The sequence below is a fragment of the Paracoccus salipaludis genome (assembly GCF_002287065.1).
GTDB classification, from domain to species: Bacteria; Pseudomonadota; Alphaproteobacteria; order Rhodobacterales; family Rhodobacteraceae; genus Paracoccus; species Paracoccus salipaludis.
On sequence record NZ_NSJZ01000003.1, the window covers coordinates 243,375 to 264,680 of the forward strand.

13 protein-coding genes and 1 tRNA gene are annotated in these 21,306 nt (G+C 68.3%); 4 read left to right on the forward strand and 10 right to left on the reverse strand.

The genetic code is table 11. The annotated features are described in order from the left end of the window. Position 1: 1 nt before the first annotated feature. The 3 genes from CK240_RS06230 to CK240_RS06240 are packed head-to-tail and all read right to left on the reverse strand — an operon-like array spanning position 2 to position 2,959. The gene (locus CK240_RS06230; RefSeq protein WP_095639466.1) at positions 2 to 1,108 is read right to left on the reverse strand and encodes a DNA polymerase III subunit delta'; all 1,107 of its coding nucleotides are present in this window, start codon (positions 1,106 to 1,108) and stop codon (positions 2 to 4) included. Then, positions 1,105 to 1,797 carry a dTMP kinase gene (gene tmk, locus CK240_RS06235; protein WP_095639521.1) on the reverse strand — a complete coding sequence of 231 codons (693 nt, stop codon included), beginning with the start codon at positions 1,795 to 1,797 and terminating at the stop codon, positions 1,105 to 1,107. The genes CK240_RS06230 and tmk overlap by 4 nt, the downstream gene beginning before the upstream one ends. A gap of 16 nt (positions 1,798 to 1,813) precedes the next feature. Continuing rightward, positions 1,814 to 2,959, reverse strand: coding sequence for a D-alanyl-D-alanine carboxypeptidase family protein (locus CK240_RS06240; RefSeq protein WP_095639467.1), 1,146 nt, complete (start codon positions 2,957 to 2,959; stop codon positions 1,814 to 1,816). Between the two features lie 181 nt (positions 2,960 to 3,140). Between CK240_RS06240 and CK240_RS06245 the strand changes: the two genes are divergently transcribed. Next, positions 3,141 to 3,506, forward strand: coding sequence for a hypothetical protein (locus CK240_RS06245; RefSeq protein ID WP_095639468.1), 366 nt, complete (start codon positions 3,141 to 3,143; stop codon positions 3,504 to 3,506). On the opposite strand, the gene CK240_RS06250 is transcribed toward CK240_RS06245, so the two are convergent. Both CK240_RS06250 and CK240_RS06255 read right to left on the reverse strand, forming a co-directional pair. Then, positions 3,503 to 4,072 carry a thymidine kinase gene (locus CK240_RS06250; RefSeq protein WP_095639469.1) on the reverse strand — a complete coding sequence of 190 codons (570 nt, stop codon included), beginning with the start codon at positions 4,070 to 4,072 and terminating at the stop codon, positions 3,503 to 3,505. The two genes, CK240_RS06245 and CK240_RS06250, sit on opposite strands and share 4 nt — an antisense overlap. Positions 4,073 to 4,261: 189 nt before the next feature. After that, positions 4,262 to 5,671, reverse strand: coding sequence for a DEAD/DEAH box helicase (locus tag CK240_RS06255; protein WP_095639470.1), 1,410 nt, complete (start codon positions 5,669 to 5,671; stop codon positions 4,262 to 4,264). 329 nt (positions 5,672 to 6,000) lie between these two features. Here CK240_RS06255 and CK240_RS06260 point away from each other — a divergent pair, with 329 nt between their 5' ends. After that, complete coding sequence (locus CK240_RS06260) at positions 6,001 to 7,275, forward strand: Hsp70 family protein (RefSeq protein WP_095639471.1); 1,275 nt, start codon at positions 6,001 to 6,003, stop codon at positions 7,273 to 7,275. Between the two features lie 47 nt (positions 7,276 to 7,322). Here CK240_RS06260 and CK240_RS06265 read toward each other — a convergent pair whose 3' ends face one another. The 3 genes from CK240_RS06265 to CK240_RS06275 all read right to left on the reverse strand — a co-directional run bounded on the left by CK240_RS06265 (position 7,323) and on the right by CK240_RS06275 (position 13,831). Continuing rightward, complete coding sequence (locus tag CK240_RS06265) at positions 7,323 to 8,210, reverse strand: cation diffusion facilitator family transporter (RefSeq protein WP_095639522.1); 888 nt, start codon at positions 8,208 to 8,210, stop codon at positions 7,323 to 7,325. Between the two features lie 148 nt (positions 8,211 to 8,358). Then, the gene (locus tag CK240_RS06270; RefSeq protein WP_095639472.1) at positions 8,359 to 10,155 is read right to left on the reverse strand and encodes an adenylate/guanylate cyclase domain-containing protein; all 1,797 of its coding nucleotides are present in this window, start codon (positions 10,153 to 10,155) and stop codon (positions 8,359 to 8,361) included. A 4-nt stretch (positions 10,156 to 10,159) separates the two neighbouring features. Beyond that, positions 10,160 to 13,831 carry a TonB-dependent receptor domain-containing protein gene (locus tag CK240_RS06275; protein WP_095639473.1) on the reverse strand — a complete coding sequence of 1,224 codons (3,672 nt, stop codon included), beginning with the start codon at positions 13,829 to 13,831 and terminating at the stop codon, positions 10,160 to 10,162. Between the two features lie 157 nt (positions 13,832 to 13,988). On the opposite strand from CK240_RS06275, the gene CK240_RS06280 reads away from it, so the two are divergent. Both CK240_RS06280 and CK240_RS06285 read left to right on the forward strand, forming a co-directional pair. After that, the gene (locus CK240_RS06280) at positions 13,989 to 14,555 is read left to right on the forward strand and encodes a Pycsar system effector family protein (protein WP_095639474.1); all 567 of its coding nucleotides are present in this window, start codon (positions 13,989 to 13,991) and stop codon (positions 14,553 to 14,555) included. Between the two features lie 182 nt (positions 14,556 to 14,737). Continuing rightward, positions 14,738 to 14,827: transfer RNA gene (locus tag CK240_RS06285), tRNA-Ser, on the forward strand. A 316-nt stretch (positions 14,828 to 15,143) separates the two neighbouring features. Here the strand turns inward: CK240_RS06285 and CK240_RS06290 are convergent. Further along, positions 15,144 to 18,284 (reverse strand): BPTD_3080 family restriction endonuclease, encoded by a 3,141-nt coding sequence (locus tag CK240_RS06290; RefSeq protein ID WP_095639475.1) that lies wholly within the window; start codon positions 18,282 to 18,284, stop codon positions 15,144 to 15,146. Further along, a complete protein-coding gene (locus tag CK240_RS06295) occupies positions 18,284 to 21,253 on the reverse strand; it encodes a site-specific DNA-methyltransferase (RefSeq protein WP_205957768.1) in 2,970 nt (989 codons plus the stop codon). Before CK240_RS06295 ends, CK240_RS06290 begins: the two co-directional genes overlap by 1 nt. Between the last annotated feature and the right edge of the window lie 53 nt (positions 21,254 to 21,306).

Below are 21,306 nucleotides of genomic sequence, written 5' to 3' on the forward strand. Positions count from 1 at the left end.
GTCATCCTCGGCCCGCCGCGTCCGTTCCGCCGGGGCCATGCGCCAGGGTCAGGAGCATATCCATCACCAGCGCCGCAGGGTCAAGGTTGACCGCCCGGCCCGAACGCGCCCGCGCGGACAGGTCCGCCTGCGCCGCGGCCCAGTGGCGCGCGGCGCGGTCATCCGGGGACAGGCGGGCCAGCAGGGCGCCCTCACCTGTCGCGGCCTCTGGCAGGGGCGGGCCCATCAGCCCGGCGCGGGCGGCCCGCGACAGGAAGCGGTCGAGCAGAGTCATGGTCAGGTCGAAGGGATCGCCCTCGGCGCCCGGGCGGCCCGCCGCGTCCTGCGCGAAGGCGGCTGCCGCCTGCCGATCCATCGTGGGCAGGGTGCCGAACAGCGAGACCAGATCGGCGTAGCGGTCGAGCCCGTCCTGCCCGGCAAGCCGAAGCGCCTCGCCCACCGAGCCGCCAGCCAGCGCCGCCAGACGCGCCGGATCGCCCGGCACGTCAAGGGGCGCGAGAGCGGCTGCCATGTCCTCGGGCGACAGCGGCATCAGCCGAAGCTCGCGGCAGCGCGACCGGATCGTCGGCAGAAGCCGCGCCGGCTGGTGCGCGACCAGCAGAAGGACCGCGCCCTCGGGCGGCTCCTCCAGCATCTTCAGCACGGCGTTGGCGGCGGCGGTGTTCATGTCGTCGGCCGCGTCGATGATGGCGACGCGGCGCCCGCCCTCGGCCGCGCTCATGTGGAAGAAGGACAGAAGCTTGCGGATGTCCTCGACCACGATCTCGCCCCGCAGGCGGCCCTTGTCATCGATGGAGCGGCGGACGAGGTGCAGGCGCGGCTCGGACAGGGCGCGCAGGCGGCGGGCGACCGGGTGATCCTCGGGGACGGACAGGTCGGGGGTGTCGGCCTCGGCCAGAAGCCAGCGCGCGATGGCCCAGGCGAGCGTCGCCTTGCCGGTGCCGCGCGGCCCGGTGATGAGCCAGCCATGGTGCAGCCGGCCCGCCGCGGCGGCCCCGGCAAAGGCAGCGACGGCGCCATCCTGCCCGACCAGCCGCCGCGTCTCGCGCGGATGCGGTGCGCCGGGGACGCGGTCGGATTCGACCGGGGCGTCGATGTCCTCGCTCACAGCGCAGCCCTGACGCGGGCAGCGACGGCCTCGGCCGGGCCGCTGCCGTCGATCAGCCGGACCCGCGCGGGGTGCGCAAGGGCCAGGGCGCGAAAGCCGTCCCGCAAGCGCTGCTGGAAGCCGAGGCCCATGCCCTCGAAACGGTCTTCGGCGGCCGTCTCGGGGGAAGGAGCGTTCCCGTGACGTGGCGCGGCCGTTCCGGTGCCTGATGCAAGCGAAGGACCGGCGTCGCCCGACCGCCCCTGTTGCAGCGCGCGGCCCGTGGCGCGGGCCAGCGCCTGAGCCGGGTCGAGGTCGATGACGAAGGTGCGGTCGGGTTCGACACCGATCATCAGCCGGTGCAGGTCCTCGACCTTCTGTGCCAGGTCGGCGCGGGCGACGCCCTGGTAGACGCGAGTGGAATCCGCGAAGCGGTCGGTCACCACCCAGGCGCCGCGGTCAAGCGCGGGACGGATCGTGCGTTCCAGGTGGTCGCGGCGGGCGGCGGTGAACAGCAGAAGCTCGGTTTCCGGCGACCAGCGGTCGGCGCGGCCCTCGACCAGCAGGCGGCGGATCTGTTCCGCCCCCGGAGAGCCGCCGGGCTCGCGCGTTGGCACGACCTCGCGGCCCTCGGCGCGCAGGCTTTCGGCCAGAAGCCGCGCCTGGGTGGACTTGCCCGACCCGTCGATCCCCTCGAAGCTGATGAACACCCCGGGCGTGCCGTCTTCAGCCGCCGACGGCCGCCATGGCGCGCTGGCCAAGGCGCCAGGCGGCGTTCTGCAGGCGACCGGCGAAGCCGGCGCGCGCCACCTCGGTCGCGGCCACCAGCGGCAGGCGCGATTCCACGGAGCCGGGAACCGACACGATCAGGTCGCCCAGGCGCTGACCGGCGACGATGGGCGCCTCGATCGGGCCGTCGAACACCGCCTCGGCCGTCACGCCCGACGCCGCGCCGGCGGGGATGAGGACATTGACGCCCTCGGGCGCGGTCAGGGCGACGCGGCGGGCCGCGCCCAGCCAGACGGGCGCCCATGCGACGGTTTCCCCCTTGGGGATCACGGTCTTCATGGTGAACTGCCGGAAGGCCCAGTTGACGATCCGCTCGGATTCCTCGGCACGCGCGCGTTCCGAGGGCAGGCCGTTGACCACGAAGATCACCCGCCGCCCGTCCTGGATCGCCGAGCCGACCAGGCCGTAGCCTGCTTCCTGCGTGTGCCCGGTCTTGAGCCCGTCCGCGCCGATCCCCAAGCCCAGGATGGGATTGCGGTTGCGCGTGTTGGCCGGTGCCCGGCCGTCATAGTCGAAGCTGTCGAGGGCGAAGTTCCTGTAATACTCGGGGAAGTCCTGGACCAGGTGCTGGGCGAGCTTGCCCAGGTCGCTGGCCGACATGACATGACCCGGCGCGGGCCAGCCCGAGGCGTTGACCAGATGGGTGTCGGTCAGGCCAAGCTCATGCGCCCGCGCGGTCATCTCGCGGGCAAAGGCTTCCTCGGTCCCCGCCAGCCCTTCGGCCACCACGACGCAGGCATCGTTGCCCGACAGGACGATGATCCCCTTGATCAGTTCCTCGACCGTGGGGCGGTCGAGTTCGTTCAGGAACATCGTCGAGCCGCCCATCTGCCGAGCCTTGGTCGAGACGGGGAAGCGCGTGTCCAGCGTGATGCGGCCCTGGTCCAGCGCCTCGAACAGCATGTAGACGGTCATCAGCTTGGACATGGACGCGGGAGGCATCGGCTCATGCGCGTTCTTTTCCATCAGCACACTGCCGGTGGTCACGTCGTAAACCCATGCGGCCCGGGCGGTCGTGTCGAAGGATTGCGCCCAGGCGGGGCTGCCAAGCAGCCATAGGATCAGGAACAGTGCGGCGCGCATGACTCACCCTCGTTGACGGTTCGGGATGACCGTTAGCCTAGCCAAGCCGGCGTCGCAATGAAACCCGTTTCACGATTGCGCAGGCGTTAACCCTCTGTAAGAAGAATAAAAATCTAATCTGTTTCCGTTTTGTTTCCATGCGAAAGGCAGGTAGGCCGGGATCGTCCAAACGGAGGTTCCGATGAAACGTCTTGTCCTGGTGGCCGCTTCGGCCGCGATGCTGGCGGGGTGCGCGCAGAAAAGCGACCAGATCGCCGCCAGCTACATCTCGCCCCACACCTTCAACCTGCTCAGCTGCCAGCAGATCGGCCAGGAAGCACAGCGGCTGTCCAGCCGGGTGGCGCAGGCGACCGCGACGCAGGATCGCAAGGCCGCCAACGACAGCGCCGTCACCGCGGTCAGCCTGGTGCTGTTCTGGCCGGCCGCCTTCATGATCCGCGGCAACGGCGAAAGCGCGGCCGAACTCGGGCGGCTCAAGGGCGAAATGCAGGCGATCGAGCAGGCCAACATCCAGAAGAACTGCGGCATCAACTTCCGCCGCGGCTAGGCCATCGCCGCGCACCAGTGGCGGCGACACAGGGAAACGTAGCTTTCGTTGCCGCCAAGCTGGATCTGGGCGCCCTCGTGCACGGGCCGTCCGTCGGGGCCGAGCCGCACGACCATCGTCGCCTTGCGCCCGCAGTGGCAGATGGTGCGGACCTCGCGCAGGTCGTCGGCCAGCGCCAGCAGCGCGGCCGAGCCGGGAAACAGCTCGCCCCGGAAATCGGTGCGCAGCCCATAGGCCATCACCGGCAGGTTCAGGTCGTCGGCCACACGGGCCAGATGCCAGACCTGCGCAGGCGTCAGGAACTGCGCCTCGTCCACGAAGACGCAGGCGGTGCCCGCGCCCTCGCGCCGGATCAGGTCGAACAGGTCCGCGTCGGGGCCGAAGGCCAGCGCGTCGTCGGAGATGCCGATGCGGCTGGCGATCCGTCCCGGACCCGCGCGGGTATCCAGCGCCGCGATCAGAAGGAGGGTCGTCATCCCGCGCTCGCGGTAGTTGTAGGAGGCCTGCAGGAGCAGCGTGCTCTTGCCCGCGTTCATGGTGGAGTAATGGAAGTACAGCTTCGCCATGCGGGGGCGAGTGCCAAGCGCGGCGGGCGGATGCAAGGGGGCCAGAGCTGCCCGGCCGGACCGGGGGCTTCGCGCCCCCGGAACCCCCGCGGGATATTTGGCCGAAGAAGAACCCGGCTCGGCTGAGGCGGCAGATCTGCAAGCCCCGCCTTTCAGGAGGGCACCCGGACAGGCCGGGTGCCCGTGTGGTCAGCCCTGCCGCTGCTGCGAGCGGGGTGCGCGCGAGGGACGGCGCGGCGGGCGCTTGGAGGCGCTTGCCGGGCGACCCTGCGGGCGGGCGGCGGGCACGGGCCCCGCCGGCGGCTCGCCGCCGATCACGGGGATCGCGGCCTTCATTGCCTTCTCGATGGCCCGCAGCTCGCCTGCCTCGGCCGGGGCGCAGAAGGCCACGGCGCGACCGTCGCGGCCCGCGCGGGCGGTGCGGCCGATGCGGTGGACGTAGTTCTCGGGCACGTTCGGCAGGTCGTAGTTGTAGACATGCGCGACCTCGGGGATGTCGAGGCCCCGCGCGGCCACGTCCGTCGCCACCAGCACCTGCGTTTCGCCCGCACGGAACGATGCCAGGGCGCGTTCACGCTGGCCCTGGGACTTGTTGCCATGGATGGCGGCAACCTTGTGGCCCCATTTGTGCAGCAGCGTCGCCAGCTTTTCCGAGCCGTGCTTGGTGCGGCCGAAAACGATGGCAAGCTCGCCCGGATGCCTGGACAGATACTCTGCCAGCAGCGTGGCCTTGTCGCCCTGGTTCACGAAATGCACGCCCTGCTCGATCTTGTCGGCGGCCTTGCCGGGCGGGTTCACCGCGACGCGGACCGGATCGGTCAGGTAGCTTTCGGCCAGTTCCTCCATCAGCTTCGGCATGGTGGCCGAGAACAGCATCGTCTGGCGGTCGCGGGGCAGCAGCTTGGCGATGCGGCGCAGCGCGTGGATGAAGCCGATGTCCAGCATCTGGTCGGCCTCGTCCAGCACCAGATAGCGGGTCTGGTCGAAGCGGACAGCCTTGCGCTCGATCAGGTCGATCAGGCGGCCCGGCGTCGCGATCAGCACGTCCACGCCGCGCGACAGGCGGTCCACCTGCACGTTGATCGAGGCGCCGCCGACCACGCGGAAGCTGCGGATGCCGGTGCCGCGGGCGAAGCCCTCGACGTTCTGGGCGATCTGGGTCGCAAGTTCCCGCGTCGGGGCGAGGATCAGCGCCTTGCAGCTGAGCGGCTCGGCGCGCTCGCCCTTGACGACGAGGCGGGTCAGCATGGGCAGGCTGAAGGCGGCGGTCTTGCCGGTGCCGGTCTGGGCAAGTCCCAGCAGGTCGCGGCCGCCGACCAGGGCGGGAATCGCCTCGGTCTGGATCGGCGTCGGCTCGTTCAGGCCAAGCTCGGGCAGGTTGATGGCCACGCGCGGGTCGATGCCCATGCGGGTGAAGGGCGTGTCGATCTCGGGGATCGCACGGCGGATGAAGGGCTCGGCCTCGGCGCGGGCCTTCTTGGCGCGGCCGGGTCCGCGGCGGGCGTCGAAGCCGGCCGAACGGGGCTTCTGGAAATCGCCATCGCGGCGGGGCTGGCTGGTGCGCGCGCGCGCGGGGCGCGTGGTGGTGTCTTCGGTCATCTCATGTCCTTGGTCGCCGTCCCTCGTATCGGGACGCGCGGAAGGCCCCGGCGGAAGGCCGGCAGCAAACGAGGGGTCGCGGGTCAGATACGAAACCCGCCGGCAACCCTGCGTGACATGGGGAACCAGTCTGAGGCGTCGGCCCTGGCAGGAAGAAAGGCCCTGCGGCTGCTCACGCGGCAGCGGGTGACGACAAGGGCAAGATGGACGTTTTTCCCGCAAAGTCAAGGGAGGCCCCGCAGGGCGAACGCCACGCAAGGCCCTGCGGGCTTGCCGGCCCCGCAAGAACCCGTTAGGCCCGGCGGCTTTCCGCAGCAGGACGCCCCGCCATGCCTTCCGACATCCTCGCCATCGACTTCGGCACGTCGAACTCTGCCGCGGCCGTGCTGGACGGCGGCCGCGCGCGCCGCATTCCTGTCGAGGCCGGGGCGGACACCTTGCCGACCGCCGTCTTCTTCCCCGCACGAGGCGGCGCCATGCGGATCGGCGAGGCGGCGGGCGAGGCGCTGATCGGCGGCGAGGAAGGCCGCTACATGCGGGCGCTGAAAACTGCGCTGGGCACGCCCCTGCTGCACGAGACGCAGCTTGTCGGGGGAAGGCGCCGGACCCTTGCGCAGATCATCACCGCCTTTCTGACGACGCTGCGCGAGCGGGCCGAGGCCGCGACCGGCCGCCGCCATGCCCGCGCGCTGTCCGGCCGCCCGGTCCACTTCCACCCGGACCCCGCGCGCGATGCCCGGGCCGAGGCCGACCTGCGCGACTGCTACCTGGCCGCCGGCTTCGAGGAGGTGCGCTTCCTGCCCGAACCCGAGGCCGCCGTGCTGGCCTGCCATCACCTCGGCGCGGCGGGCACGACCGGGCTGGTCGTGGACATCGGTGGCGGCACGTCGGACTTCTCGGTCTTCCGCGCCGAAGGGGGCAGGGTGCGCATCCTCGCCAGCCACGGCATCCGGCTGGGCGGGACGGATTTCGACCACGTGCTGTCCATGGCCCATGCCATGCCCCTGCTGGGGCACGGGGGCGAACTGCGGCGGGAAACCGGACCGGGCCGGCTGCCGGTCCCCAATGCGATCTATGTCGATCTGGCGACCTGGGCGCGCATTCCGTTCCTTTACACGGCGGCCACGCGGCGGCAGGCGGCACAGCTTGCGCGCCTGGCTATCCAGCCCGAGAGGCTGGCGCGGCTGGTCACGGTTCTGGACCACGAACTCGGGCACGAGCTGGCCTTCGCGGTCGAGCGCGGCAAGATCGCGGCCAACAGCGGCGGCGATGCCCGCATCGGCATGGGTTTCATCGAGCCGGGGCTTTCCGCGCCGCTGTCCGCCACCTCGCTGCAGGCGGCGCTGCAAGGTTGCCGGGACGACCTGTCGTCCGCCATCTCCGAGACGCTGACCTTGGCCCAGGTGCCTGCGGGGCAGATCGCCAGCGTGATCCTGGTGGGTGGTTCCAGCCTGATGCGCATGGTGGCCGAGGCTGCGCAGGCGCAGTGCCCGGCGGCCACCCTTCACCGCTCGGAAGCCTTCACCGCCGTCGTGGACGGCCTTGCGCTGGCCTGCGCGGGGCTGGAACCTGCCCGTGACTTGTCCAACGCGGCCGAGGCCTAGACGGTTTGCCGAGGGCGCCCGCGTCCGGGCAGTGACTGCTGTCACCCTTAAAGGACCACGATCCCCGCGTGCTTGGCCTTTTCCTCGGGCTCGACGTGAATGGTGATATGGGCGGGCTCGACTTCCTTGCGGATGCTGCGTTCCAGCCGGTCGCAGATGTCATGCGCCGACGAGACGGTCATGTCGCTCGGCACCACAAGGTGAAACTCGACAAAGGTCATCGGACCCGCGTGCCGGGTGCGCAGGTCATGCGCCTCGATCGCGCCCTCGGCATTGGTCGAGATCAGCGTGCGGATGCGGGCCAGAAGCGCATCCGGGACGGCAGAGTCCATGAGCCCTCCGACCGAGTCCCGCATGAGCTGCCATCCCGACCACAGGACGTTGATCGCCACAAGCGCGGCGAGCGCCGGGTCAAGGATGCTCCAGCCCGTCGCCGCCGCCAGCAGGACGCCCAGCAGGACGCTGACCGACGAGACGACATCCGTCAGCAGGTGGCGTCCGTCCGCCACGAGGGCGGGGGACCGCAGCCGCCGGCCCCGGTGGATCAGCACCCAGCACCAGACGCCGTTCACCACGCTGGCCAGGCCGTTCACCAGCAGCCCCGCGGGCGAGGCGTCCAGCGGCCTGGGGTCGCGGAAGCCGTGCCATGCTTCTTTCAGGATCAGAAGCGCGGCCACGACGATCAGCACCCCCACGATCACGGCCGAGAAATACTCGGCCTTGCCGTGCCCATAGGGGTGCGAGGCGTCGGCGGGCTTGGCGCTGGTGCGGACCGCCAGCAGGGCGACCACCGCCGTGACGACGTTCACGATGCTTTCCAGCGCGTCCGAATAAAGCGCGATCGAGCCGGTCAGCCGCCAGGCCAGGAACTTGAGGCCGAGGACCAGCAGGCCCACGGCAATGCTGCCAGCGGCGATCTTCTGGACGCGGTTCATCGGTTCCTGCCTGATCCCTGCCATTGCCCGGGTCCTGCCTTGGTCCTTGTGCGAACCAAACTCAACCCCCTTGACCGCAACCTGACCCTTGGTCCTGCGGAGCATTGCCGATCTGCCGCGCATCGTTCCGGGCGCCCGCGCAGGCCCGCTATTCCAGCGTGAAGATCCGCGTCGGGGTCGCCCGCCCCCGGACACGCGCCTCGCCCAACGGCCGCAGTCCGCCGGCCGGGCCGAGGGCGGACGCGGTCGCCTCGCCCGCAAGCAGGGGCACGCCCAGGTCCTTGGTCATCCCTTCCAGCCGCGCGGCGAGGTTCACGGCATCGCCGATGGCCGAATAATCGAAGCGGGCGCCCGAGCCCATGTTGCCCACGATGCAGCTGCCGGTGTTGATGCCGATGCCAATGGCCAAGGGGGCGATCCCCTCATCCGCGAATTCGCTGTTCAGCGCGGCGACCGCGCCGATCATGCGGCGGCCTGCGGCAAGGGCCCGGGCGGCGTGGTCGGGCACGTCCAGCGGCGCGTTCCAGAAGGCCATCAGGCAATCGCCGATGTATTTGTCGATGGTGCCGTTCTCGGCCAGGACAGCCTGGGACAGCGGCTCCATCAGCCGGTGCAGGATCGCGGTCAGCCGTTCGGGTTCAGCCTGCAGGTGCTCGGCCAGGGTGGTGAAGCCGCGGATGTCGCAGAACAGCACGGTGATCTCGCGGCTGTCGCCCCCCAGCCTCAGCGCGCCCGGATCGCGGGCGAGACGCTCGACCAGGGGCGGCGCGAGGTAATGCGAGAAGGCCCGGGTCAGCCCGGCGCGCAACCGCCGCTCGGCCGCGAAGTCGCGCAGGGTCTGTGCGGCGGTGGTGGCGGCAAAGGCGGCCATGGGTGCCAGCGGCGGCAGCCACAGGCGGCCGAGGCGCAGGGTCAGCCAGACCGCCAGCGGCAGGGCGGCAAGGCCGAGGCCCAGCGGGATCAACCGCACCCGCCCACCGCGCCACAACAGCACCGCCGCGAGCCCCGCCGCCGCGCAGATGGCGGCCAGGCGCGCCCAGGGGGCCGCCGCCCGGACCCAGTGCCCGGCCATGAGGTTCGCGGCCACGGTCGCGTGGATCTCGACCCCTGCCAGCAGCGCGCCCGAGCGGACGGTGGCGGGGGTCATGAAGGCGTCGGGGCCGCCCTCGTCAACGGTCGGCGCGGCCTGGAGACTGAAGCCCACGATCACGACGCGCCCGGCGAAGATGCCCGGCGGCAGGAAGGCCGGAGGATCGAGCGCCTGGTAATAGGACAGGGTCGGGATGCTGCGCGCAGGACCGTAGAACTGCAGCAGCGCCCCGGGCGGAGTGGCAGGGGCATCAACCCCGTGCCGCGCCAGCAGGACGCGCGCCAGCGTGTCGGGGCGCTCGGGCAGGCGGCGGGCCGCCCCGTCGTGGTCCAGCGGGATGGTCGAAAGGCCCGCGACCGCGCCGGCCTCCAGCAGCAGGGGCAGGGGGTCCGTGCGCAGAAGCTGCAGCGCCTGCGGCGTGTCCAGGATGCGCTCGTCCGCCGCCAGCACCGTTTCCGGCCCGACCGCGGCCGCCAGAGCGGCGTCGGCCGCGGGCTCGGACGGCTCGGCAAAGACGATGTCCAGCGCGACGGCCCGGGCGCCTGCGTGCCGCAGCGCCGTCAGCAGCCGCGCGTGGATGTCGCGCGGCCAGGGCCATTGCCGGGCCAACTCGGCAAGCGAGGGCTCGTCGATGGCGACGATCAGCGGGGCATCGCCGGGCAGGGGCGGAGGGGCGATCATGGACAGATGGTCGAAGGACCGCGCCTCGAGAAGCCGCCATGCGGGCAGGTGCGACAGGAGGCTGGCGCCCAGCGCCGCGACGATCGCGATTGCCGCGAGCGCCGTCCGGCGTCCACGAGCGGATGCCGTGCCCCCCGGCAGGTCCTTCCACCAGGGACGCGCGCGGGTGGCCATGCGTTCAGAAGCGGACCTTGAGCGAGGCCTCGACCGTGCGGCCCCAGCCCTCGACCTGGGGCGCGACCTCGAAGCGCTCGTCGAACAGGTTCCAGGTCCTCAGCTCGGCCAGGAAGCGCTGGTCGGGGGACTCCCATATCGCCGAAAGGTCGGCAATCCAGGCGCCGTCAAGGCGCTGGCCGGACTCGTCCCCGACCCGTGGTCCGATGCCGGTGGCCGACAGGCTCACGCGGATGTTCGCCGGGTGGACCCAGGTCACGCCCAGCTTCGCGGCGCGGTCGGGCACGAAGGGCAGGGGTGCGCCGAAGCCGGGGCTTTCGGGATCGCGGTTCTCGCTGTCACTGCGGGCCAGGGTCGCGAAGACCCCGAGGCCGTGAGGCAGCTTCCAGTTCACGGTCGCGGCGATCCGGTCCAGCCGCCCGTCCGCGATGTCGATCCAGTCGAGCCCGGTCGGCACGGGGATCGAGATCCGGCTGAAGCTTTGCCGCTGCAGGTCCAGCGAGGTGAACAGGCTGTCGCTCCATTCCGCGTCCCAGCGCAGGATGGCGGTTTCCGACCGCCCGCCGGGATCGAGCGGCATCCGGTTGGCCTGCAGCGCCATGATCCCGAGCGGCGCCAGCGTGGTGTCGCCCGCGCCCGCCGTGTCCGCGATCCATGCTGCCCGAAGCCAGTGCCGGTCCGCCGGGCGCCAGGACAGGCCCAGCCGCGGATCGAGGCGCGACACCTCGACGTCGCCCCGCAGGCGGGTGGCGATGACGCCGGCCTCGGCGGCAAGCGTCGGGGTGACGTCCATGGTGGCGTCCGCCCAGGCGCGCGTCACGTCGAAATCCAGTCGCCGGCTTTCAAGGATCACATCGGGAACGGGCCCCAGGACAATGGTGTCCTCCTGCCGGCGGAAGGTCTCGACCCGGCCTGCCTCGATGCCTGTCAGCAGCGTCCAGCGGTCACGGCCATAGCGCCAGCCGAGCGCGGCCGTGCGGGTGCTTTGCGAGGTTTCGGCGGAAAGGTTGCGCAGCCCCAGCACGGACCCGCTGGCAAGCGAAGCGATGACGCCGGTTTCCTCGGTTTGCTGCTCGACCTCGGTGCCGAATACGGCGGCCTCGACCACGTTGCGCCAGCCGAAGCTGTGGCTGTAGCCAAGGCCCGCGCGGCTCAGGCGCGTCTCGCGGCTTCGCTCATAGGCGATGGCGTCGAACGGCAGCAGCGGTTCGTCGATGAGGATCAGCCCCTCGCCGATGCCCGAGGTTTCGCGCGCGGCCTGGGCATAGAAGACGACATGATCGTCTGGCGTGAGGCTGGCCGTCGCATAGCCGAGGCCCGAGGTCAGCCGCTCGTCCAGGCTGAATTCGGACAGCGGGATCGCCGCTCCCGGCTCGCGCCAGCGGCGGGAGTCGGTCAATCCGTCCTGTTCCAGCAGCAGGTAGCCGCTGACCGGCACGGGGCGCTGGCCGAAACCCTGCAGCTCGAAGCTGCGGGTGCCGCGAGAACCGTCGTCGGTCGCCACGGTTCCGCCGCCCAGCGTCGCCTCGACAAAGGGCCGCCGCACCAGATCGTTGCCGCGTTCGCGTCCCGCGAGGATGCCGGGGGACAGCAGCAGTCCCTGGAACAGGGCCGAGAAGCCGAGCGCGTCCGTCACGGGATCGATGAAGTCCTCGCCATAGCTGAGGGTCGAGGCGACGGGCAGGACGCTGCCCGCCACTGCCTGGTCCACCAGCGAGGCGCCGTCGAAGGGATCGAAGACCGCGTCTCCATAGGACCGCCCCCAGGCGTCCAGCCCCTGCAACCGGAAGGCCTGGTTCAGAAGCGAGCCCTCGGTCCGGTTGGCTTCGGCGCTGGCGAAGTCGCCGCCGCGGGCGCGGGCGCGGCGCATGGCGGATTGCGCGGCCGCGATGGCGCGGTCGGCCTGGTAGTCGTCGATGGCCAGCGCGGCCTCGGCCTGCGCGATGACGGGGTCGTTGGGATCAAGCCGGTCGGCGTTCTCCAGCGCCTGTTCGGCGGGCTCGCGTTCGCCCGCGGCGAGGTAGGCCGCCGCCAGAAGCAGGAGGCCCTGCGAATAGCCGGGGTTGGCCGTCGATCCCGCCAGCAGGTCGTCCTGCGCGGCGGCGATGTTGCCGCGCTGCAGGTTCCAGCGCCCGCGCGCGAACAGCGCCACGTCGAAGCCGGGGTCGAGCGCCAGCGCCCGGTCGATCAGCGGCTTGGCGTCGTCCGGCCGATCCTGTTCGAGGTAAAGGAAGGCAAGGTTCGCATAGGCCACAGGGTTCATCGGCTGCAGCGCGATGGCGCGGCGCAGCGCCGCCTCGGCCTCGCGGGTCGCGCCACGCGTGGCCCGCACCAGCCCGATCTGGTTCCACAGGGACGAGATGCCCGGGGCGGCGGCGGCCGCGCGTTCCAGGTCCGCCAGCGCGTCGTCGTGGCGCCCCTCGAAGTGCGAGGCATAGACGGCGCGGGCTTCCAGCGCGTTCGGGTCGTCGGGATCGATGGCCAGCGCCCGCGCGATCGCCGCACGTGCCTGCGTCCGATCGTCCATCAGCATGGCCAGTTGCGCCCGCGCGGCAGGCAGCGCCGCGTGATCCGGAAAGCGCGCCTCGGCATCCCTCAGATCGGCGATGGCCGCCGGAACGTCCAGCAGGACGGCCTGCGTATAGGCGCGGGCCAGCGCGCCCGAGGCCGTGTCCGACCGGGCAGGAGGCGCCTCGACATGGGTCGGATCGGCCAGGGCGCGCGAGAAATAGCCCGCGTTCTCGGCCACCGCCCGCCGGTCGGGGTCCAGCCGGGGCGCCGCCGCACGGAACAGGCGCTGCGCCTCGTCATACCGCCGGTCGCCCGCGGCGATGAGGCCCTCGACAAGATCCAGCCGGGCCCGCAGGTCCGGGCTGGTCGCCTGCGGCCTTGCGGCGGCGATCGCCCCGCGCGCTGCATCGGTTCCGTCCAGCGCAAAGGCGACCTCGGCCGCAGCCACAAGATCAGCCGGCGTCCGCGCGCCGGGGGGCAGGGCCGCCAGCCGCGCCCGCTCGGCCCTGAGCCGGGCGCTCGGCAGCGGAGAGGGCGGCAGCGCCGCAAATGCCGAGCGCAGGGACAGGTAGGTCAGCATCTGCTCGCGGTCGGCGGGATCGGTGATGACGGTCTTGGCCGGCGCCTCGCCGATCCGGGCGGCGGCGGCCTCGCCCTGGCGGACGGTGACGCTGCCCTGAGGGTTGGACAGGGTGACGATGCCTTCCAGCACTGTCAGAGCGGTGCGGTCGCCCTCGACCGTCAGGGCGAAGTCGGTGCCCCGGATCGCCGCCGCCGCCGCGGGCGTTTCGACCGTCAGGCCCAGGCCGCCGCGGGTGGCCCGGCCCCAGAGCGTGCCGCGCTGCAACTCGAAGACGCTGTCGGCGGCCGTGCCGATCTGCTTGACGACCAGCGTGGTGTTCCGCGCCAGCCGCATCTGCGTGCGGTCGGCGAACAGCACGGCCAACTGGCCTGCGGCGTTGGTCCGCAGCACGTCGCCCCCCAGCAGGTTCTGCGCCAGCTCGACCGCGTTCCAGCCCGCAAGGTCGATGAACTGCACCTCCTCGCCGGATTTGCGGGCGATGACCGAGCCCGCCGCAGGTGCGCTTCGAGGGAAGGGGTCTGCGGCTGCCGTGCCTGACAACACGCACATCACCGTCGCCGACCAGATGGATCGCAAGCGCATGGCGGGAACCGCAGCGGACAAGGACCGGATTTTCCTGTTATCCGCTGGCCTTGGGACATGCGTCAAGCTGTCCGTCCGGCCAGAGGGATTCTGTTGCCGCCGCGTCGGGGGCCATGCTAGTCCGGCAGGGACGCCATCGATTTCAGCAGGTCCGCCGGTGAGATCCGATCCTCCGCCTGACGCCCCTGGACCGGACGCGCCCGGCGCGGCCGACCTGCCGGAAACCACCGGCAAAGGCGATCCCTTCTGGGAGCATCTGAAAAAGGTCAACGACGTCTTCTACGACCAGATCAAGACCGCCGACCAGAAGGCGGCCTATCTGTTCACCTTCATGGTGGCCTTCCTGCTCGCCTCGGCCGAAGGGCGGGACATCTTCAACGTCGCCTCGTACCAGCGGGCGTCCATGGCAGAAACGGTGATCGGCGCCATCATGGCGCTGGCCGTCCTGTTCACCATGTTCTCGGCCATCGCCGTGGTGCTGCCCCGCCGGCTTGCCCGCGGGACGTCCCTTTTCTGGGGGGCATGGCCGGCGCAGGGTGCCCGCCTGATGTCGGCGCGCCACGAGGGCGACACCGCGTTCCTGTTCGAGGAATACAAGGGCAATGTCGAGAACCTTGCCCTTATCGCCCGGCGCAAGTTCCGCCTTGTCAACATGGCGTTCCGGGGCCTGCTGGTCTGGCTGAGCTGCTACGTGCTGCTGCTGGCGGTCAGCCCGGCGCGCTGAGGAGGTGGCGCTGTCCCGGCAGGCGGAACCATCCTAGGCATCGGTTCCGGGTGTTGTGGCTCTTGCGGCATCCAGAGCGGGAACCTTCCGGACGGAGAACGACATGCCGGGGACTCGCGGCGGCGAAGTCCCGCCAAACGCCAGCTTGATCCCGTGGCCCCCGGACGCTATTGCCCCCTGCGGGAGGCGTGGCAGAGTGGTTTAATGCACCGGTCTTGAAAACCGACGTGGGGGCAACTCCACCGTGGGTTCGAATCCCACCGCCTCCGCCACTTGCCCTCGCGAAAGCGTTCTCCCGATCCGGCCGCGGCCGGATTTTTCCGTTGTATTCGAGGGTTATGCGGGAGGGGTTGAGCACTGGCCCCGTCGCCAGGAGGCCCGAAGGCGGTCTCTCAGGGTCGATATTCTCCGGACCTCTCGACTGCGCAGATTCGGTGTAGAGCCCTTAACCAACTGAAAATGAAGGGACAGTTCCTCGCCTCACCTGAACACTTCGATGCCAGTGGCGTTCGTCGAAAGGAACCGAAATCCAACCAGCCTCTGAACGAGCCTTGGTCGGTATGTTTTTCCCGACCATTCAGCGTTGGTCTAGGAAAGCTGAAATGGCCCTTCTTCCCACTTGTTCTGAGTAAACGCGTTCATCTGGACGCCGAGCCGCCCCGGATCCTCTACCAATAGGTATCTCCATACGCCGTGCTCACCGAGGCGATTGACGGCTTCGACCCACCGCTCAGCCGCCTTCGCCTTGGTATCGGCATCGTCAGTGACCTGACCCTTGATCTCGACAATGACGTTCTCGTCCCGATCCGTGACAACAATGAAATCGGGGATGTAGCGCGATAGCAGGCCACGATGCCGGTAAGGGATCGTGAACCCCAGCCGGTCATTCTTAACCCACCTTTTCACGCCCGTATGGCTGTCGAGAAGGAAGGCGGCACTTTGCTCCCACTTCTTCGTGTCAGCCACCATTGCATTCAGATGACACCTCGTGACCGGGTAGATCGGTTTCGTCGTGTGGAAATCGACGTATAGCGTGCTTCCCCTGCCGGCGGCACCTTGGGGAATGATGGCAACCTCCCCGACGCCTGTTGCTGATCCCTTCTTGATGGCTTCGAGCAGGGAGCCGATGGCAGCCTGCATGTATTCGCCGACCAGCAGCACGTCGCACGGCCGGCTATCGCCCTTTCGATCAAGCTTTTCTGCAAGGAAGCGCTTCGCTGCGAATGCGACCTTCGGGAAAAGCTGCTGGACTGGAACTGCTTCGGCGCCGTTGTCCGAGAGCCAGCGGTCGCAGATCTCACGTGCCAGCCTGAATGCAACCTGCTGATCGCGAAACCGGGCGCGCCAGTCCTTCAACGAGAGGATCGGGCGTTCACCCGGCCCGAATGCCGCCAATGTCCCGTCAGGTGTTGTCAAAGGGGTCAACTCAACCACCTGTGGGATCTTCATCGGGTCAATCGTCACCTTGGCGACCTTGCTCCAGTCGATATGCACATCGAACTGGCCCGACTGATGGTAGCCGGTCACGGTGGGAAAGGTGATCTCGAATCCTGCCTTCTCCGGGACGGAGTATATGTGGTTCGGATCTGGTTGCGGCGGCTGCGGACCGACCGGCTTCACCTTGAACGGAATGAGTTCAAAGGGGACACCGAAGACCTTGGCCGTCTCCTCGGCGAACATCTGGGTTTCCTCGTCAAGCGCATAGCTCTTGCGCCGCAATGCCCGCCCGACGACCTGCTCGCACAGGAGCTGTGAGCCAAACGGACGGAGCCCGACGATGTGCGTGACCGTGTTGGCGTCCCAACCCTCCGCCAGCATCGCGACCGAAACGATGCAACGGACGTCTCGCCCCGGCGGGATGCGCTCATCGATCCATTTCAGCGAACCGTCGTTGTCATCGCTGGCCACCTTGTCGTTGTGCTTCCGCACCAGCTCGGACCAGTCCTCGGGGATCTTGCCGCCCGGCCATTCCGGTTTGCCGACCGTGTCGAGGATAAATCTAAGCCGCTTGGTCTCGTCCTTTGACCCGCCTTCCTCGATGTCCTCCATGACCTTCGAGTCGATCCTGACAGTGACCTCCTGCCCGGGCGCATTCCGGAACCAGGCCGGAGATACCCCGTAACTGTCGTTCCCATTCGCCAGCCAATCGTGGACTTCCTTGGCAACGGCGGTGTCTCGGCACACGACGATGAACACCGGCGGCACCGGATGCTTCTGCTGCTGCTTGGAATGCTGTTCCCATTCGAGGAAGCGCTCGTGCCACTCCTGCGCCAGCAGGTTGATGGGCGCGGACGCGTAGTTCATCACGATCTCGGGCGTGATGTTCGTGCCGAGGCCATCCTCCTTAGCCTTCGCCTGAACCCAGCGCCAGATGTTGAAGTAGGCGGCCTCCTCGGCGCCCGATACGTCGCGCGCCGGAAGCTGCGGTATCTTCACAAGCCCGGACTCGATCGCATCCAGCAGACCGAAATCCGACACGACCCATGGGAACGGTTTGCCGACCTCGTTTCCCGAGCCCTGGATGTAGAAGGGTGTCGCCGACAGATCGACGCAGAGGTTGATCCCACGCCGCCGGCTTCCGCCCGCGAGCTTGTTGATCCGGTCCAGGCCCTCGATCCAGATCGTGGCCTCACGAGCGTTCTTCTTCGCGAGGTCCTTGTCCTCGTCGAGGCTTTCCTCGGTTGCCGTGTCGCCCCTGCGGTAGGCGTGGTGCGCCTCGTCGTTGAAGATCAGCCAGTGGGGGCTCCGACCCTTGCCGCTGCCAAGCTCCCGCCGAATGCGCTTGAACCAGGCCTGGTCGGACTCGAAGTACTTCGTCTCGACGCTCTCGTTGGCCTTGCCCGCGTTCTTCACCACCTCGACCGGCTCACCGGTCTTCACCACCTTGGCGCTGTCGCCGTTGACCGAATTGGTCTCCTTCTTCGCCAGCCGGTGCCAGTTCGCGATCATGACCTCGCCACGCCGCAGCTCTTCCATCCGGTGCGGCGGGACCAGCTGCCGTGTCCGGTAAAGGCTGAGATCGCCGAGCGCCGGATCCAGTTCCTGCAGCCGCTCGCGGATCGTCACGTTGGGGCAGACGATCAGGATGGTGTCCGAGAACCGGTCGTCCCGCGGGGAGGCTACGCGGTTCAGGATCGACCAGGCGGCCAGCATGCCCATGACGGTCGTCTTGCCGCTGCCGGTCGCCATCTTGCACGCATATCGAAGGAAGGCGCGCACGCCGGCCGCCTTGGCCTCCAGTCCCGGCTCGTCCTTGGGGATTTCGGGAAGGCCTTTGCGATAGACGTCCTTCGCCTCGACGAGGAAGATGATCGTCTCGGCCGCTTCGATCTGGGCGAAGAACAGGCGCTGCATGCGCTCATCGCTGCGCCACAGGTCCAGAAGCTCGCGCGTCACCGGGGACGCGCCGTCATATGCCACGCCACCGCTGTGCACGCCCGCCCGCCAGTCCTTCACCCGCCCGCGGATGGCATTGACGATCTCGAGCTCGACTTCCTCGCCCGCCTGGCTTTCGAACAGCTCGGCCTGGTCGCGGCTCGCGCGCCCCCGCCCGGCATGTTCCGGTACGCGGTAGAAGTAGCTCGCGCGGCGGCGCCCCTCAGCCTTGTAGGGCGGCTTGGCCTTCTCGATCTTCCAGTGACACTTCGGTTCCGTGAAGGGCGAGTTGATGATCGGGGACTCGACCTCGGCGACGGTTAGCGGGGCGTCCTGTTGGGCGGCCTCAGGCATCAGATGGCATCCTCTTCGCTACGGGTCGCCATCAGCTCGTTGCCGCGCTCGTCGATCACCTTCACCGCGATCCGCTTCTTGTCACCGAGCGCGAAGGGCTCGCTGACCGTGCCCGCGAGGTGCGACCAGACGCTGTCCTCGAACTGGCCCTTCAGCGATTTCTGCAGGTTGTCCCAGGCGCTGGTCTTGGGGAAGAACACCTGGCTCGCGTAGAACGCCATGCCGTTGTGATTGGTGTCGAGCATCCAGCAGGGCAGGTTCTCGGCGTCGATGTGGTCCGTGTCCATAAGGTGCGGCAGGAAGACGTCGAGCCCGCGCAAGACCACGCGATAGAGCGGCGTGCCGTCGTCGCGCTTCCCCGCCTTCTCCAGCCGCACATCCGGCAGGCCGGTGATCGAGAAGATCTCGCTGCCCTTCGTCGTCTTGAGCAGGTCCGACATCACCACATCCGGCGTCATCGAGATGTAGGCGGTCGGAATTTTCATCTTCTCGAGGATTTCGCGCGCCTTGGCCTGGATCGCGAAGCCGAACAGGAACAGCTGGCCAAAGCCTTGGCTCATCGCCTCCATCGCGGCGTTGAACACGTAGTCCGAGCCGATGGCGCCGTCCTCGGGGCCGAAGGCGATGGCGATGGTCTTCTCGCTGCCGTTCTTCTCCACCGCCTCCGCATGCAGATACTCGCGGTCGGCCAGCGGGCGGACGTTGTCGAGTTGTAGCGTCACGTTGCCCGGCAGGCTGAGCGACTTGCTCTGCCGCAGCACCTCGATCATCCGGTCGAGATAGGCGCGCGGGCTGGAGGATTGCGGCTGCGCCGAGGCGCCGTCGGCATCCTCCTCCATGCTCATCGCGGCCTGGATCGTGGCCTCGACCGTGAAAGGGCCGCAGACGCGCGTGATCTTGTCGTTCACCTCGGGTCGATCGACCAGCACTTCCATCTTGGGGTCTTCATCGTTCGCAACTTTCTTGAGGGTTATGCGGGGCACGAGCCCGCCAATTTCGTCGCCTTTTCTGTTCTGCTTGCGCTCGTAAACAAACCCGCCGGCAGGTCCCTTCGAAGGCTCCTTCAAGCGGTACCAAGGGAATGCTGTTGTTAGCAGGCGCTGCCTAGCCAAGGCGATGGGAACGCGCGAAGTATCGACCGTAATCCAGCGCCGACCCCAGCGCTCGGCTACCAGTGCAGACGTGCCAGACCCGCAGGTGATATCGAGAACAAGGTCTCCTGGTTCCGTTGTCATATGGAGACAGCGCGTGATTACCTTTTCGGCGGTCTGAACGACGTACATCTGATCTTCGGTGAAACTGCCAGTACCTGTGTCCATCCAGATGTTGTCGAGGTAGGTTAGGGGATTGTCCTCCAGGAGTAGAATGGTGGAGAGGTTGGTGCCGCTCCACCAGAGGCGTCCCTTCTCAGCGAGTTTGTCCATCTCCTTGCCGGGCTCTGGATCATAGCTCCAGTGCCGATTTCTAGCGCAAGGGACCTCGATGCCTTTAAAATTGTATGGCTTGCTCCGCCCCTCTTGGTAACCCTGCGAGGTGATCGGTCCGAGCCTCCCGATCTTCCATCCATCTGGAATAGGATCTTCACCTGAGATTTCCTTTTCCGTCATCTTCCGCATTTCGGACAGGTCGGGCGAAAAGATCGACGTGTACTGCTTGGCGCCAACATCTCCAGGTTTCTTCGGGCGCGAGAGAGCTGTGAATGCCTGCTGCTCGATATCCTTTGCATATACCAAAAGGTAGTCGCACACGGAGGGAATGCTGTCTGTGGATTGAGAGCTGGTTTTAAAGAAGGCAATCTGCCCGGCATAGTTTTCTGGGCCGAAGACCTCGTCGAGGATTTCGCGCACATGATGGATGTTGTCGTCTGAAATCTGGACAAACACGCTCCCTGACTCAGAAAGAAGCTCTTTCGCGAGGAGCATACGATCGCGAATGAAGGTCATGTATGAGTGAAGGCCGAGTTCCCAGGTGTCCCGATAGGCTTTCACCATTTCGGGCTCGCGGATCATGTGCTCGTCTTTGCCGTGGTTGTCCTTGACTGTCTTGTCCCGCACGAAGGGCTGGAAGTTCGAGCCGAACTTCACACCATAGGGCGGGTCGAAATAGATCATCTGCACCTGGCCGCCCATCCCCTCGTATTCGAGGAGCGAGTTCATCACCTGCAGCGAGTCCCCAAGGATCAGGCGATTGGTCCAGGGGCCCTTGTGCTCGTAGGCGTCCAGCCGGTCGGCGATGTCGAGGTCCAGATCGCCGAACAGGTCCAGCGTCTGCCCGCGAGCCTTGTGCGATTTCAGCGTCTCGAGGATCGCCTGCGTAGAATGCCGTTCGTGCACGAACAGGGGCAGCGTCGGCACGGTGATCTGCTGGCGCTCGGCCTTGCCCGCCCAGTTCAGGAAGGGCTTCGTCAGGCTGCGCAGCCGCGCCGCGCATTGCGAGAGCGAGGTGAACCGCTCCTCCGTGCCCTGCCAGACCTGCGGCTCGGCAAAGACCGTGGCCTCTCCCTTCTCCGCCGCCTCTGCCACCAGGTTGAGCAGCCATTCGGCAAAGGGCCGCTCGCCGTTCTCGTCCCACGCCAGCTCCGGCGCGAGGCTGGAATCGTAGCGGTAGGTCTTCGGCGGCTTGCGATGCGAGAACTGCGCCTCGACCCCGACATCCGGGCGCAGCACGGCCTCGTCGGCGTGCGCATAGGCGGCCGACCCGTTCCCGGCCGGCATGGCAGCAGCCTTGGGCTTTGCCGACGCGGAGGCGGCGGTTGTTGGCGCCTGCCCATCCGCACGGGAGACCGAGCCACCCCGGCCGCGCCCCTTCACCAACAGCCCCTCGGCGACGAGAGCATCGCGTGCGGCGACATAATCGTCATCGGCAAGGTCCGGCATCTGCTCACGCAGGAGCGCCAGCATGGCCCCGTTGCCGATGGAGGAGCCGTCTTCAGGTGCCAAGGTCAGGATCAGTTCAGAAATGTCGGACATGGGGCTGGAAACTCACGAAAAGGTCTTGTTTTCCATTACCTATCGTGCCGGTT

Coding starts and splice junctions, on each gene's coding strand:
- CK240_RS06240 (WP_095639467.1), bottom strand. CDS start 2,959: ATGCGCGCCGCACTGTTCCTGATCCTATGGCTGCTTGGCAGCCCCGCC.
- CK240_RS06245 (WP_095639468.1), top strand. CDS start 3,141: ATGAAACGTCTTGTCCTGGTGGCCGCTTCGGCCGCGATGCTGGCGGGG.
- CK240_RS06250 (WP_095639469.1), bottom strand. CDS start 4,072: ATGGCGAAGCTGTACTTCCATTACTCCACCATGAACGCGGGCAAGAGC.
- CK240_RS06255 (WP_095639470.1), bottom strand. CDS start 5,671: ATGACCGAAGACACCACCACGCGCCCCGCGCGCGCGCGCACCAGCCAG.
- CK240_RS06260 (WP_095639471.1), top strand. CDS start 6,001: ATGCCTTCCGACATCCTCGCCATCGACTTCGGCACGTCGAACTCTGCC.
- CK240_RS06265 (WP_095639522.1), bottom strand. CDS start 8,210: ATGAACCGCGTCCAGAAGATCGCCGCTGGCAGCATTGCCGTGGGCCTG.
- CK240_RS06270 (WP_095639472.1), bottom strand. CDS start 10,155: ATGGCCACCCGCGCGCGTCCCTGGTGGAAGGACCTGCCGGGGGGCACG.
- CK240_RS06275 (WP_095639473.1), bottom strand. CDS start 13,831: ATGCGCTTGCGATCCATCTGGTCGGCGACGGTGATGTGCGTGTTGTCA.
- CK240_RS06290 (WP_095639475.1), bottom strand. CDS start 18,284: ATGCCTGAGGCCGCCCAACAGGACGCCCCGCTAACCGTCGCCGAGGTC.
- CK240_RS06295 (WP_205957768.1), bottom strand. CDS start 21,253: ATGTCCGACATTTCTGAACTGATCCTGACCTTGGCACCTGAAGACGGC.